Raw genomic sequence first — 13,869 nt, 5'->3', positions numbered from 1 at the left:
CGCATGGTTTCACCAAACATCAGGTGATTGCGGATTTCGTCGATATTCCGGTTCTCGCGAATCTGCCGGAAATACCAACCGCCATCGGCCGTGTCGCCGTACAGGCAGGCCCCGACCAGCACGTCATCCTTGATCACCAGTTTTTTGTAGATCCCGCCGATAGGGTCGGAAAGGGTGATGGTTTCGGTGCCTTCGCCGCCCATGAAATCGCCGGCGGAGAACAGGTCGATGCCGGTGACTTTCAATTTGGTCGAGGTCACCGAGCCTTTGTAGCTGGCGAAGCCAAGCTGTGCGAGATGGTTGGCGCAGACCTTGGCCTGTTCGAACAGCGGCGCCACCAGGCCGTAGGCGATGCCGCGATGGCTGGCGCATTCGCCGATGGCGTAAACCCGTGGGTCGTAGGTTTGCAGGGTGTCGTTGACCAGAATCCCACGGTTGCACGGGAGGCCGGAGCGCTCCGCGAGTTCGGTCGCGGGGCGGATGCCGGCGGCCATCACCACCAGGTCGGCGGGGATGCGGTCGCCGTTCTTGAACTCGACCGAGCCGACCCGGCCATTGCCGGCATCGTGCAAGGCCTGGGTTTGCTCGCACAGGCGAAAGTGCAGGCCACGGTCCTCAAGCGCGGTTTGCAGCAAGCGGCCGCTGACGCTGTCCAGTTGCCGCTCCAGCAACCATTCGCCGTTGTGCACCACGGTGACGTGCATGCCGCGCAGCATCAGGCCATTGGCCGCTTCCAGACCGAGCAGGCCGCCACCGATGACCACCGCGTGCTTGTGGGTTTTTGCGGTGTTGATCATGGCTTGGGTGTCGGCGATGTCGCGGTAGCCGATCACGCCGTGCAACGTGTTGCCCGGGATCGGCAGGATGAACGGGGTCGAGCCGGTGGCAATCAGCAGGCGGTCGTATTCGGCCTCGGTGCCGTCGTCGGCGATGACCCGACGTTTGATCCGGTCGATTTCTACGACTCTGCGGTTGAGCAGCAACTTGATGTTGTTGTCCAGGTACCAGTCCAGGTCGTTGAGCGCGATCTCTTCGAAGGTTTGCTCGCCGGCCAGTACCGGCGACAGCAGGATGCGGTTGTAGTTGGTATGGGGTTCGGCACCGAAGACCGTGATGTCGTACAGCTCGTTGCTCAGCTTGAGCAGCTCTTCCAGGGTGCGAACCCCGGCCATGCCGTTGCCGATCATCACCAGTTTTAGTTTTTTCATCAGGTTCTCCGGGGAGCTCGGCCCCGCCTCGACAGGGCGTTCAGGTCGTGCTCGACAAATTTTGCGCAAACAAAAAAAGGCGTCCCGCTAGTTGCCTAGCGAGGACGCCTTTGTCCTGGTCCCGTTCTCTCGGGAAGCGCATCCTTCGTCGTTGAAGGCTGGGCTTTATGTCTGTTGAGAGAGGTAATGCAGTGGTTGTGCCAAGTTGACCTACACCCGGTTTTGTTGGCTCGGAGTGCTTAATCAAAGGGGGCTTCTGCACCGAATCGAAGCGTGGTGCCCGCTAATGGAGCGGGTTGCTGATGGATTTGTGTTGGCTGTCAGTCCGCCTTCGCGAGCAAGCTCGGCTCCTACAGGTCGATCAACCCGCAACCTGTAGGAGCGAAGCTTGCTCGCGAAAGGCGCGACTCGGTCTAGCCGCGAAACAGCAAAACCAGCAGCACCACATTCACCAGCAGCGCCACCAACGCCAACGTCCGCCAGACCTTCACTGGCTCGCGCTCCAGCAGCGGCCGGGGCCGTACGCTCAAACTGCGTCGTTCACCCTGTTCCAGCACCAATAACCATTCTTCCGCAGTTTCGAATCGCTCCGCCGGGTCCGCTGCCACCGCGCGTTCCAGGCTTTGTGCGATCCACTCGGGCAGGTCCGGGCGGTAGCGACTGGCGCTGACCGGTACACCAAACCGTGGACGCTGGAACGCTTCGATTTCGCCGTAGGGATAATGCCCGGTGAGCAGGAAATACAAGGTCACGCCGGCCGCATACAGATCCTGTTGCGGGCTCGGCGCGTCACCGCGAAAAGCTTCCGGCGCAATGTAACTGGGTGTTCCGGGCAGGGTCGATGCCTGATCTTCAGACAGGCCGGGGCAGTAGGCCAGGCCGAAATCCAGCAACCGCAGCTCGCCGTCATCCCCCAGCAGCAGATTCTCCGGTTTGATGTCGCGATGCAGAATCTGCCGTCGATGCAACATACCGACCGCCCGCAGTAAACGTTCCGCCAGATCCTGCCATTGGGCCAGCGGCAGCGTTGTGGTTCGCTCGGCCAGTTGCGCCAAAGTCGAGCCGGAATATTCACGCATCACGTAGTACAAATGCTGACGCTGACTGGCGGCATGGACTTCAGGGAAATGCCGACCGGCCACGCGCTTGAGAAACCATTCCTCCGACAGCAAGGCTTGCCCGGCCAGGTGATCGTCGCGCAACGCGCCGGGCAGGGTTTTCAGCAGCCAGGGTTGTTGCTGAGCGTCGCGCACCCGATAGAGCAGCGACTGCTGGCTTTGGCCGAGTATTCCTTCGACGTGCCAGCCCTCAAACGTCTGGCCCGGTTTCAGCGCTGGCGGCAGTGGCCATTGCTGCACATGAATCAACGCATCGCCGATGCTCGTTTCACCGAGGGCATCGACCCGCACCAATAACGCGCTGGCGTTGTCCTGACTGCCCGCCAGATGCGCCGCATTCACCAGGGTTTGCGCGGCGCTGTGCAGATCCGGTTGATCGCGCAGAATCGCCGCAATCGCGGTGTCGCCCAGCACAGCCCAGATGCCGTCGCTGAGCAGCACGAAATGCTCATTCAGCCGCAGTTCGCCATCGAGAAAATCCAGCACCAGATGCTGATCGAGGCCGAGTGCCCGTTTGAGCACATGCTGCATGCCCGGTTGATCCCAGACGTGGTCCTCCGTGACCCGCTGCAATTGATCGGCGTGCCAGCGATAAACCCTGCAGTCCCCGACATGCGCCAAGGTAAAACGCCTGCCGCGCACGACCAGGGCACTGACGGTGGTCAACAGCGGTTGCCCACCGCCATTGGCTTGCAGCCAGCGATTTTGTGCCAGCAGCAAACGATCCAGTGCCTGGGCGACACCCCAGGTTTCCGGGGTGGCGTAGTAGTCCAGCGCCAGCGCCTGCAAGGTCGAACGTGCCGCGAGGCCGCCATCGGCGCACTGGCTGACGCCGTCGGCGATGGCGAACAGGTAACCCTTGCTCGCCGCCAGTGCCGGGGCCGGCGTCACCAGGCGCAGGGCGTCCTGGTTCTCCTCGCGCGGACCGATGGCGCTGGCTTCGGCAAAACTCAGTTGCAGGCTCATTCAGCCCTCACACCCGCGCAGCAGTGACGGCCGCCGAACCCCAAGTGGTTCTCCAGCGACGCTTCACACCGTGCAGGCCGAACCAGGCGAGGACGCCGAGGCTGGCGAACAACCACAGCGCCAGTTGATAACTGCCGGTGCTTTGCTTGATCGCGCCCATGCCTGCCGCGAGGGCGAAGCCACCGATGCCACCGGCCATGCCGATCAGGCCGGTCATCACACCGATCTCGCGACGAAAACGTTGCGGGACCAATTGGAAAACCGCGCCGTTACCGGCACCCAGGCCGAGCATTGTGCAGACGAAAAGTGCCAGCGCCGCGTAGGAACTCGGCAAGTTGAAACCCACCGCCGCAATGCAGATCGCCGCCACCGTGTACATCGCCAGCAATGTGCGGATCCCGCCGAAGCGGTCGGCCAGTGCGCCGCCCAGAGGACGCATCAAACTGCCGCCAAACACGCAGGCCGCCGTGTAGTAACCGGCAGTCACCGGGCTCAGGCCGTATTGGTCGTTGAAGTAGCCGGGCAGGGCGCTGGCCAGGCCGATGAAGCCGCCAAAGGTCACGCTGTAGAAAAACATGAACCACCAGCTGTCGCGGTCGCCCAAGGCTTTGAAGTAGTCGGACACCGACTTGGCTTTCGGCCGCTCAGGGGCGTTTTTGGCCAGCCAGGCGAAGACGATGATGGTCAGGATCAGCGGGATCAGCGCGAAGCCGAACACGTTGCTCCAGCCGAACGCGGCGGCCAGCACCGGAGCGATCAGCGCGGCCAGCACGGTACCCGAGTTACCGGCCCCGGCGATGCCCATGGCCTTGCCTTGATGCTGCGGCGGATACCACTGCGACGCCAGCGGCAGGGCCACGGCGAACGACGCGCCCGCCATGCCGAGGAACAGGCCCAGCAGCAGCGCTTGTTCGTAACTTTGGATGCCGTGCTTCCAGGCGACGAACAGGGCGCAGATGACGATCACCTGGCCGATCAGCCCGGCGGTTTTTGGCGACAGGCGATCCGCCAGCATGCCCATGATAAAGCGCAGTACGGCCCCGGCCAGAATCGGCGTGGCCACCACCAGCCCGCGTTGTTGGGTGGTCAGGTGCAGGTCGGCGGCGATCTGCACCGCCAGAGGGCCGAGCAGGTACCAGACCATGAAACTCAGGTCGAAATAGAGAAAGGCCGCGAACAGGGTCGGGGTATGGCCGGATTTCCAGAAGCTTGAATTCATCGCGCACCTCAGCTGTGAGTCGTCTCGAGAAGGAGTCATGAGCTTGCAGGTGGGGGGCCGCAACGGCCGCACCACCGGCCCCGGTCTGTGGGGCCAAAACAAAAAAACGCCGCCACCCGATTCGCCATGGGCAAATGAGGTGAGCGACGTCTTTGTCGTAGGTGGGGCAACCGCCGTTGGTTACCTGTAGTGATTGCTTAGCGAGATTTGTGCCAACAGTCCGAGACCGGGTCGACCCTTTCGCGGGCAAGCCTCGCTCCTACAGTTCGAACGCAATTCCTCTGTAGGAGCGAGGCTTGCCCGCGAAGGGGCCTTCAGCCGAGCAGCTCACTCATCGCAATGATCTGCTCCGCCACCTGAATCAGCTTCTGCTGCCGGCTCATGGCCTGGCGGCGCATAAGCGTGTAGGCCTCTTCTTCGTTGCAGTCCTTCATCTTCATCAGCAGCCCCTTGGCCAGCTCGATGCGCTTGCGCTCGGCCAGTTGCTGGTCGCGGGCGTGCAGTTGCGCGCGCAGGGCCTGGTCGCTTTCGAAGCGTGCCATGGCCACGTCGAGAATCGGCTGCAAGCGTTGTGCGTGGATGCCTTCGACGATGTAGGCGCTGACCCCGGACTTGATCGCCTGACGCATCACGTCGGGGTCATGTTCGTCGGTAAACATCACAATCGGCCGTGGCTGGTCTCGACTCACCAGCACCACTTGCTCCATCACATCGCGGCTCGGTGACTCGGTATCGATCAAAATCACATCCGGACGCACCGTTTCGACGCGCGCGGGCAGGTCGATGGTCAGGCCGGACTCGTCGATGACCTCGAATCCGGCTTCGGTCAGGGCGGCCTTCAAGCGGCCGACTTTCTTCGCGGTGTCGTTGATCAGCAGGATACGCAGCATGTTCGTAGTCTCCTGTCAGCGGCTGGCGAGTAGGGGCGAGCTGTCGCTCATGGCGTGCAGTTTGAAGCTGCGGGCATATCCGGCCGGGTCCGAGCCGTCCCAGATTTTGCCGTCGATCAACTGGCTGCTGCGCATTTCCCTGGCCGAAGAATCGACATCGACCGCGCTGGCGGCCTCTCGATACAAGTCTAGTTGCTGGACCTGACGGGCCACGGCGAGGTAGTCCGGGTCGTCGCGCAGCAAACCCCAACGACGGAACTGGGTCATGAACCACATGCCATCGGACAGATAAGGCTGATTGACCTCGCCAGCGCCATGGAAGCGCAGCGCGTGCAGGTCTTGCCAGCGGTTGCCGAGGCCGTCGGCGTAGTCGCCGAGCAGGCGCGGTTCGATGCAGTCGAGCGGCGCGTCCAGGTATTGGGGGGCGCTCAGCAACTGCGCGGTGCTGCGGCGATTCTCGACGCTTTCTTCAATGAAGCGGCTGGCCTCCAGAATCGCCTTCACCAGCGCCCGGGCGGTATTGGGGTATTGCTCGACGAAGGCGCGGGTGCAGCCGAGGACTTTTTCCGGATGATCGGGCCAGATGGTCTGGGTCGTTGCCATGGTGAAGCCGAGATTGTGTTTCACGGCGCTGGCGGACCAGGGTTCACCGACGCAGAAACCGTCGATTCGCCCGGCTTGCAGGTGCGCGACCATTTGCGGTGGTGGCACCACCACACTGTCGACGTCATGCAGCGGATGAATGCCCTGGCTCGCCAGCCAGTAATACAGCCACATGGCGTGGGTGCCGGTCGGAAAAGTCTGGGCGAAGGTGAGTTTTGGGCGAGTTTGGTGCACGTGGCGGTCCAGTGCTTCAGGACCGGTCACGCCCAACGCCTGCAAGCCGTGGGAAAGGTTGATGCTCTGGCCGTTCTGGTTCAGGCCCATGAGTACCGCCATCTCGGTCGGCGCCACGCCGCCGATGCCCAGGTGTACGGCGTAGATCAAACCGTACAGGCTGTGGGCGGCATCGAGTTCGCCGCTGACCAGTTTGTCCCGCAGGTTGGCCCAGGAAGACTGGCGCTTGAGGTTCAAGGTCAGGCCGTAGGGCTGGGCGAAGCCCTGAGTGGCGGCGACCACCACCGAGGCGCAATCGCTCAAGGCCATGAAACCGAGGTTGATGTCGGTCTTTTCCGGGGCATCGCTGCCGTTGACCCAGGCCAGAGGGCCCGCTGTGGTTTCATTCATGGCAAAACACCTTCCAAAAAAAACGTCGTCCCAGGCCTTCGCGCAAGCAAAGCCGGGTGACGACGCCATTGTCCTTCCACTCATCCCGTCGTTGGCATGAGTGCTGATGCCTGTGTTGGTGCAAGGCATATGCCATCGCTTGCTGATTTTGTCGCGCGCCTCGCTTGCGACCCCGATGCCCGGCTATAATCGCCGCCTCATTTCGCCGCCACTCGAGTCAACGCCGCCCATGTACACCCTGGCCCGTCAGCTGTTGTTCAAACTTTCCCCGGAAACCTCCCACGATCTGTCCCTGGACCTGATCGGCGCGGGCGGGCGTTTGGGCCTCAACGGCTTGCTGTGCAAGGCGCCGGCAAAAATGCCGGTAAGCGTCATGGGCCTGGACTTCCCGAACCCGGTGGGTCTGGCGGCAGGTCTGGACAAGAACGGCGCGGCCATCGACGGTTTTGCCCAGTTGGGTTTTGGTTTTGTCGAAATCGGCACCATCACGCCGCGTCCGCAGCCGGGCAATCCGAAACCACGGATTTTCCGTTTGCCGGAAGCTGAAGCGATCATCAACCGCATGGGCTTCAACAACCTCGGCGTCGATCACCTGCTGGCCCGCGTGGCTGCGGCCAAGTACAAGGGCGTGCTGGGCATCAACATCGGCAAGAACTTCGATACCCCGGTCGAGCGTGCGGTCGACGATTACCTGATCTGCCTGGACAAGGTCTACGCCCACGCCAGCTATGTGACGGTCAACGTCAGCTCGCCGAACACCCCGGGCCTGCGCAGCCTGCAGTTCGGTGATTCGCTCAAGCAATTGCTGGCTGACCTGGCGACTCGTCGTGCCGAGCTGGCGTTGCGTCACGGTAAACATGTTCCGTTGGCGATCAAGATCGCACCGGACATGACCGACGAAGAAACCGCACAAGTCGCTCAAGCGCTGATCGAAACCGGGATGGACGCGGTGATCGCCACCAACACCACCCTGAGCCGCGTTGGCGTCGAAGGCATGGAATACGGTGACGAGGCGGGCGGTCTGTCCGGGGCGCCGGTTCGTGACAAGAGCACCCACACCGTGAAGGTGCTGGCGGCCGAGTTGGCGGGTCGTTTGCCGATCATCGCCGTGGGCGGCATCACCGAAGGCAAGCATGCCGCCGAGAAAATCGCGGCGGGTGCGAGCCTGGTGCAGCTCTATTCCGGCTTCATCTACAAAGGCCCGGCGCTGATTCGCGAGTCCGTGGACGCCATCGCCGCCCTGCGCTAAACCCCGTATCTGTAGGAGCGGCCGGGCGGCGTTCCGTTTGCCAGCGAAGGCGTCCTGACGATCGCTTTCGCCGGCAAGCCGTGCTCCTACAAGGTCGTTGGCGTCCTCGAGATCGCTTTCGCAGCATTGCATAACCCTTGTAGGAGCCGGCTTGCCGGCGATGGCGGTGGGTCAGCGACTCATGTATCGCCTGATAGGACGCCATCGCCGGCAAGCCGGCTCCTACAGGGGTTGTGTCTGGCCGAAGAGCAGGCATAAAAAAGGGCCCCTTGAAGGAGCCCCTGGGCCGAAGCCCGCCGCCCGGATGGGGCGTGCGTGGTAAGTCGTTACGTAATCAGGTTGTCGTGTCGGAGTGTGTGCCCTGTGTTAGCCGACGGCGTGAAGTTCGTTGAGTCTATGGATTCCCGCAGTGCCGGTCATACCGTCCCAGTTGTCGCCGCGTCCTTCTCGCCAGCCGTTAATCCAGGCTTGGCGTACTGACGGTAGAGTAAATGGGCAAAGCTCACGGGATTTGCCACCAACGCCATATTGATATCCGCGCAAAAATGCTCTTTCCAACGGATCACGCTTAAGTCTTCTCATAGGGTGTTGCCCTCACTTGTTGACTGTATGTATCGCGTTGACCTCAATCGAGGTCTGGCAGAAATGTCTGCCGTTGGGGGGCTCGCTGCCGGCGTGGCGAGCCAAGGTGTTGACGTCCGTTGTGGCGCCAACCTGTATTGAGTTCTAACCAATGCGTCACATCGAGGGAATGATCGTTTTGTCATAAGGACGTAACCATAAAGATGCTATGGCCATAAGTAACACGATGTTTGTCCCGTGTTTATTAGCCAAAGCCCTGTATGATCGGCCCCCCGCAGGATGATGGGGTTAATCCTTTAGTGAGAATGCCTCGCGTTGGTCTCGGGCATTATTCGACGAAGGGTCGAGTTATGACATTTTGTTGCATCAACTTTTTTATCTGCCCGTGCATCTAAGCTCTTCTAACCTGAGCAGCACGGGTGGGACGGCACACCTTCGTGCCACGCGGGCGCTCTTTTAGAAAAGCGCCTGATTGAAAACCGGGCCGGCAATGCGTTGTCGGTTCACTTAGCCAAAGGCTCTGAAATTCCAATGTCCGATCAATTCGAAATCTTCCTCACTTGCCCCAAAGGCCTCGAAGGCCTGCTCATCGAGGAAGCCGTCGGGCTTGGCCTTGAAGAAGCGCGTGAGCACACCTCTGCCGTGCGCGGCATGGCGACCATGGAAACCGCTTATCGCCTGTGCCTGTGGTCGCGTCTGGCGAACCGGGTGCTGCTGGTGCTCAAGCGTTTCCCGATGAAGGACGCCGAAGACCTGTATCACGGCGTGCTCGATATCGAGTGGCAAGACCACATGCTCAACGATGGCACCCTGGCCGTCGAGTTCAGCGGTCACGGTTCGGGCATCGACAACACGCACTTCGGTGCCCTGAAAGTCAAAGACGCCATCGTCGACAAACTGCGCACTCCGCAGGGCGACCGTCCGTCCATCGACAAACTCAACCCTGACCTGCGCATTCACCTGCGTCTGGACCGTGGCGAAGCGATCCTGTCCCTCGACCTCTCCGGCCACAGCCTGCACCAGCGTGGCTATCGCCTGCAGCAAGGCGCGGCGCCGCTGAAGGAAAACCTCGCGGCCGCCATCCTGATCCGTTCCGGCTGGCCGCGCATTGCCGCCGACGGCGGCGCGCTGGCTGACCCGATGTGCGGTGTCGGTACGTTCCTCGTCGAAGCGGCGATGATCGCCGCCGATATGGCACCGAACCTGCGTCGCGAGCAGTGGGGTTTCACCGCGTGGCTTGGCCACGTGCCAGCGCTGTGGAAAAAGCTTCACGAAGAAGCCACCGAGCGCGCTGCGGCCGGTCTGGCCAAGCCACCGCTGTGGATTCGTGGCTACGAAGCCGACCCGCGCCTGATTCAACCGGGCCGCAACAACGTCGAGCGTGCCGGCCTGAGCGAGTGGATCAAGATCTACCAGGGCGAAGTCGGCACCTTCGAGCCGCGTCCGGACCAGAACCAGAAAGGCCTGGTGATCTGCAACCCACCGTACGGCGAGCGTCTGGGTGACGAGGCGAGCTTGCTCTACCTCTACCAGAACCTCGGCGAGCGTCTGCGTCAGGCCTGCCTGAACTGGGAAGCGGCGGTGTTCACCGGCGCGCCGGACCTGGGCAAGCGCATGGGCATCCGCAGCCACAAACAGTATTCGTTCTGGAACGGCGCGTTACCGTGCAAGCTGCTGCTGATCAAGGTCACGCCGGATCAGTTCGTCACCGGCGAGCGTCGCACCCCGGAACAGCGTCAGGTCGAGCGCGAGCAGGCGGAATACGATCAGGCGCCAAACGAGCCGCAGGAACGCCAGTACAACAAAAACGGTAACCCGATCAAACCGGCCGCGGCACCCGCTCCGGTGATCGAGCAACCGCGTTTGAGCGAAGGCGGGCAAATGTTTGCCAACCGCCTGCAAAAGAACCTCAAGGCGCTGGGCAAGTGGGTCAAGCGTGAAGGCATCGACTGCTACCGCGTCTACGATGCCGACATGCCGGAATACTCGATGGCCATCGACCTGTATCAGGATTGGGTCCACGTCCAGGAATACGCCGCGCCGAAATCCATCGACCCGGAAAAAGCCTCGGCGCGCATGTTCGATGCACTGGCAGCCATTCCGCAGGCATTGAACATCGACAAGAACCGCGTAGTGGTCAAGCGTCGCGAGCGTCAGAGCGGCACCAAGCAGTACGAGCGCCAGGCGGCACAAGGCAAGTTCGTCGAGGTCAACGAAGGTGGCGTGAAGCTGCTGGTCAACCTCACCGACTACCTCGACACCGGGCTGTTCCTCGACCACCGGCCAATGCGCATGCGCATCCAGAAAGAGGCGGCCGGCAAACGCTTCCTCAATCTGTATTGCTACACCGCGACGGCCAGCGTCCACGCAGCCAAAGGCGGCGCGCGCAGCACCACCAGCGTCGACTTGTCGAAAACCTACCTCGACTGGGCGCGTCGCAACCTGTCGCTGAACGGTTTCTCCGACAAGAACCGTCTGGAGCAGAGCGACGTGATGGTCTGGCTGGATGCCTGCCGTGACGAGTTCGACCTGATCTTCATCGACCCGCCGACCTTCTCCAACTCCAAGCGCATGGAAGGGATCTTCGACGTGCAGCGCGATCAGGTGCAGTTGATCGACCTGGCCATGGCGCGACTGGCGCCGGGTGGCGTGTTGTACTTCTCCAACAACTTCCGCAAGTTCGCGCTCGAGGAAAACCTCACCGAGCGTTACGCGGTCGAGGAGATCACGACCCAGACCATCGATCCGGACTTCGCCCGCAACGGCAAGATCCACCGGGCCTGGAAAATCACTGCGCGTTGACAGTTTTTTGCATTGGATCCACAGAGCCTTGATTTTTAAAGGCTCTTGGCTTCTTTCAGTGCTGGTCAAATTGATGGCTAATAGCTATAACTCATCGCATGGCCAATGGGCTTTTCCGGCACCTGGCGTTTTGAGTTGCCTCTATGTCGTTGCACGCCGTGCGCCCAAAGATCCTGGGTTTTATCAGTGAAGACGTCTCGGCCTGGCTGGTCGCGCTGTTTGTATTGGTCGTCGGCGGGGTACTCACCGGGTTGCTCGCCTGGTCGACCCTGAATCTGTTTCACCAACAATTACGGCAACGTTTCCAACTGCTGGCCAGTGAACGTTACAGCCGTATCGAAGAACGCTTCGAAGATCAGGAGCAGCGCCTCGATGGCCTGCGCCGGTTCTTTGTCAATTCCGATTCGGTTGCCCGTGAGGAATTCGACGGTTACACCCAACCTTTGCTGCACCGGACTCAGGCCTATTCGTTCGCCCTGCGGGTCAGCCGTGCCGAGCGGGCGGAGTTTGAGCGTCGGGTGCGGAAAGAGGGGGTACCCGATTTCAACATTCGTGAGCTCAATGCCGACGGTCAGCTGCAATTGGCGGCGGAGCGCGATGAGTATGTCGCGGTGCTGTACAGCCAGACCCAGAGCAAGCTCGGCTCACCGTTGGGTTACGACCTTGCCGCGCAGCCCCTGCGCCGTGCCACCCTGGACCGGGCGGACCAGCATGGCCAGATGGCGGTGTCGCAGCCGATGCATCTTGTCGCTATCGAGCCGGCTTATGCGCGGGGCGTGTTGCTGGTGGCACCGGTCATGCCACGCAAAAGTCCAGACACGAAACCTTACGGTTATGTGATGGCGGTGATCAGCATGCGGCAGTTGCTGGCCGATGGCTTGCCGGAAGCGGGCCGTGATTATCTGTCAGTGCGAATCCTCGACCTGTCCATCGAAGAACAGCACGAAGTGCTTTACGAATCGCCCAACGGCCCTGCCGTCAGTGAGTTGTCCGCGACCCGGCTGCTGCGGCTGGCCGACCATGACTATCAGGTCGACATCCAGCCCAGCGAGGCTTTCCTGCAAGCCAACCACTCTTCGGTCAGCAGCCTGGTGGTGCTGGGTGGTTTGCTCAGTCTGCTGCTCAGCTCGCTGCTTTATGTGTTGGTCAGTCAGCGGCAACGCGCGCTGAAAATGGTCGAGCAGCGGACCCAGGAGTTGCGCGCCCGAGAGCAGGAGCTGCGCGGTACCCATGGTCAACTGCGTGGCGTGTTGAATGCCGCGACCCAGGTGGCAATCATCGCCACCGACCTGCGCGGCGTCATCAGCACGTTCAACGCCGGGGCGGAGCAGATGCTCGGCTACTCAAGCGTGGAAGTGGTGGGGCACATGACCCTGGAAAACCTGCACCTGCCCCGGGAACTTGCCGCGCGTTCGGCCGAGTTGAGTGCACGTTATGGCAAACCGATTCCCACCTGCCAGGCGATGTTGGTCGAGGGCGGCGAGGAGGGCGGTCACGAGGCGCGGGAGTGGACGCTGGTGCGTGGCGATGGCAGCCATTTGACGGTGAACATGCTGGCGACCCCGGTGCTCGACGAGCAAGGTTTGTGGGTCGGGCACCTGGCGATCTGCATCGACGTCACCGAGCGCAAGCGCGTGTATGAAGCGCTCGCCGCACGGGATTTGCTCTTGAAGAAACTCAGCGCCCATGTGCCCGGCGGGATTTACCAGTTCAAGATGGAATTCGACGGGCGCTTCAGTGTGATCTACGCCAGCGACGGCATCCGCGATATCTACGAGCTCGAGCCGGACGTCTTGTTGCTCAATGCCGAAGCGATTTTCACCCGGATTCACCCCCAGGACACCACCCGGGTCCGCGCTTCGATCCGGGCGTCGGCGGACACGCTCAGCCCGTGGCGCGAAGAGTACCGCGTGCAGTTGCCAACGCGAGGGGTGCGCTGGGTCCGTGGCGAAGCGACCCCGGAGGAACTGCCCGGCGGCGGCGTGCTCTGGCATGGCTATATCTCGGACATCTCCGACCTCAAGCGCGTCGAAGAAGAGCTGCGGGCGCTGTCGATCACCGACTCGCTGACCGGGATCCACAACCGTCGCTACTTCCAGGAGCGCCTGACCACCGAGATGGTTCGTGTGGAGCGCGGTGGCGGCGAGTTGTCGGTGATCATGCTCGACATCGACCATTTCAAACGCATCAATGACCAGCATGGCCACGCCGTGGGCGATCGGGTGTTGCAGGCGGTGTGCGAGCGCATCGGCAATCGCCTGCGTCGCACCGATGTGTTCTGTCGCCTGGGCGGTGAAGAGTTCATGGTGCTCTGCCCGGACATCGATGGCGAACAAGCCTATGGGCTGGCGCTGGAGCTGTGGCAGGGCTTGCGCAGTTCACCGATCGACGATGTCGGGGTCGTCACGGCGAGTTTCGGCATTGCCAGTTGGCGTGTCGACGAAGGCGCGGATGCGTTGCTGCTGCGGGCGGACTCGGGGGTGTATGCGGCGAAACAGGCGGGACGGGATCGGGTTCAGGGGGAGTTGGGTTAAGTCGGGCTACACACAACCCCCTGTGGGAGCTAGCCTGCTAGCGATAGCGGTGTGTCAGTCAATACATGTGCCGA

General features: G+C 61.8%; 8 protein-coding genes and 1 pseudogene. 3 read left to right on the top strand and 6 right to left on the bottom strand.

All coding sequences use genetic code 11. From position 1 onward, the window contains the following. Positions 1-8: 8 nt before the first annotated feature. The 5 genes and pseudogenes from IB246_RS16915 to IB246_RS16895 all read right to left on the bottom strand — a co-directional run. Positions 9-1,208 (bottom strand): annotated as a pseudogene (locus IB246_RS16915) (NAD(P)/FAD-dependent oxidoreductase); the annotation flags it as partial. 413 nt (positions 1,209-1,621) lie between these two features. Beyond that, a complete protein-coding gene (locus IB246_RS16910) occupies positions 1,622-3,292 on the bottom strand; it encodes a bifunctional protein-serine/threonine kinase/phosphatase (RefSeq protein WP_008037772.1) in 1,671 nt (556 codons plus the stop codon). Positions 3,293-3,299: 7 nt separating this feature from the next. After that, positions 3,300-4,511: a nitrate/nitrite transporter gene (locus tag IB246_RS16905; protein ID WP_008027395.1), complete on the bottom strand. Its 1,212-nt coding sequence runs from the start codon at positions 4,509-4,511 to the stop codon at positions 3,300-3,302. Between the two features lie 314 nt (positions 4,512-4,825). Then, positions 4,826-5,401 carry an ANTAR domain-containing response regulator gene (locus tag IB246_RS16900; protein WP_008027390.1) on the bottom strand — a complete coding sequence of 192 codons (576 nt, stop codon included), beginning with the start codon at positions 5,399-5,401 and terminating at the stop codon, positions 4,826-4,828. A 15-nt stretch (positions 5,402-5,416) separates the two neighbouring features. Next, entirely contained in the window at positions 5,417-6,628 is a 1,212-nt protein-coding gene (locus IB246_RS16895; RefSeq protein WP_008027389.1) for a CmpA/NrtA family ABC transporter substrate-binding protein, read from the bottom strand. A gap of 229 nt (positions 6,629-6,857) precedes the next feature. On the opposite strand from IB246_RS16895, the gene IB246_RS16890 reads away from it, so the two are divergent. Beyond that, positions 6,858-7,877, top strand: coding sequence for a quinone-dependent dihydroorotate dehydrogenase (locus tag IB246_RS16890; RefSeq protein ID WP_032832392.1), 1,020 nt, complete (start codon positions 6,858-6,860; stop codon positions 7,875-7,877). A 366-nt stretch (positions 7,878-8,243) separates the two neighbouring features. On the opposite strand, the gene rmf is transcribed toward IB246_RS16890, so the two are convergent. Continuing rightward, positions 8,244-8,459, bottom strand: coding sequence for a ribosome modulation factor (rmf, locus tag IB246_RS16885; RefSeq protein ID WP_003223300.1), 216 nt, complete (start codon positions 8,457-8,459; stop codon positions 8,244-8,246). Positions 8,460-8,990: 531 nt separating this feature from the next. Between rmf and rlmKL the strand changes: the two genes are divergently transcribed. Together rlmKL and IB246_RS16875 are read left to right on the top strand one after the other, a co-directional pair. Further along, a complete protein-coding gene (gene rlmKL, locus IB246_RS16880; RefSeq protein ID WP_008027386.1) occupies positions 8,991-11,261 on the top strand; it encodes a bifunctional 23S rRNA (guanine(2069)-N(7))-methyltransferase RlmK/23S rRNA (guanine(2445)-N(2))-methyltransferase RlmL in 2,271 nt (756 codons plus the stop codon). A gap of 143 nt (positions 11,262-11,404) precedes the next feature. Further along, positions 11,405-13,795: a GGDEF domain-containing protein gene (locus tag IB246_RS16875; protein WP_008037769.1), complete on the top strand. Its 2,391-nt coding sequence runs from the start codon at positions 11,405-11,407 to the stop codon at positions 13,793-13,795. The last annotated feature ends 74 nt before the right edge of the window (positions 13,796-13,869 follow it).

The organism is Pseudomonas sp. PDM01, from assembly GCF_014852325.1.
Classification (GTDB): Bacteria; Pseudomonadota; Gammaproteobacteria; order Pseudomonadales; family Pseudomonadaceae; genus Aquipseudomonas; species Aquipseudomonas migulae.
Note: the sequence above shows the minus strand (reverse complement) of the source record. Positions and strands in the feature narration are given on the sequence as shown.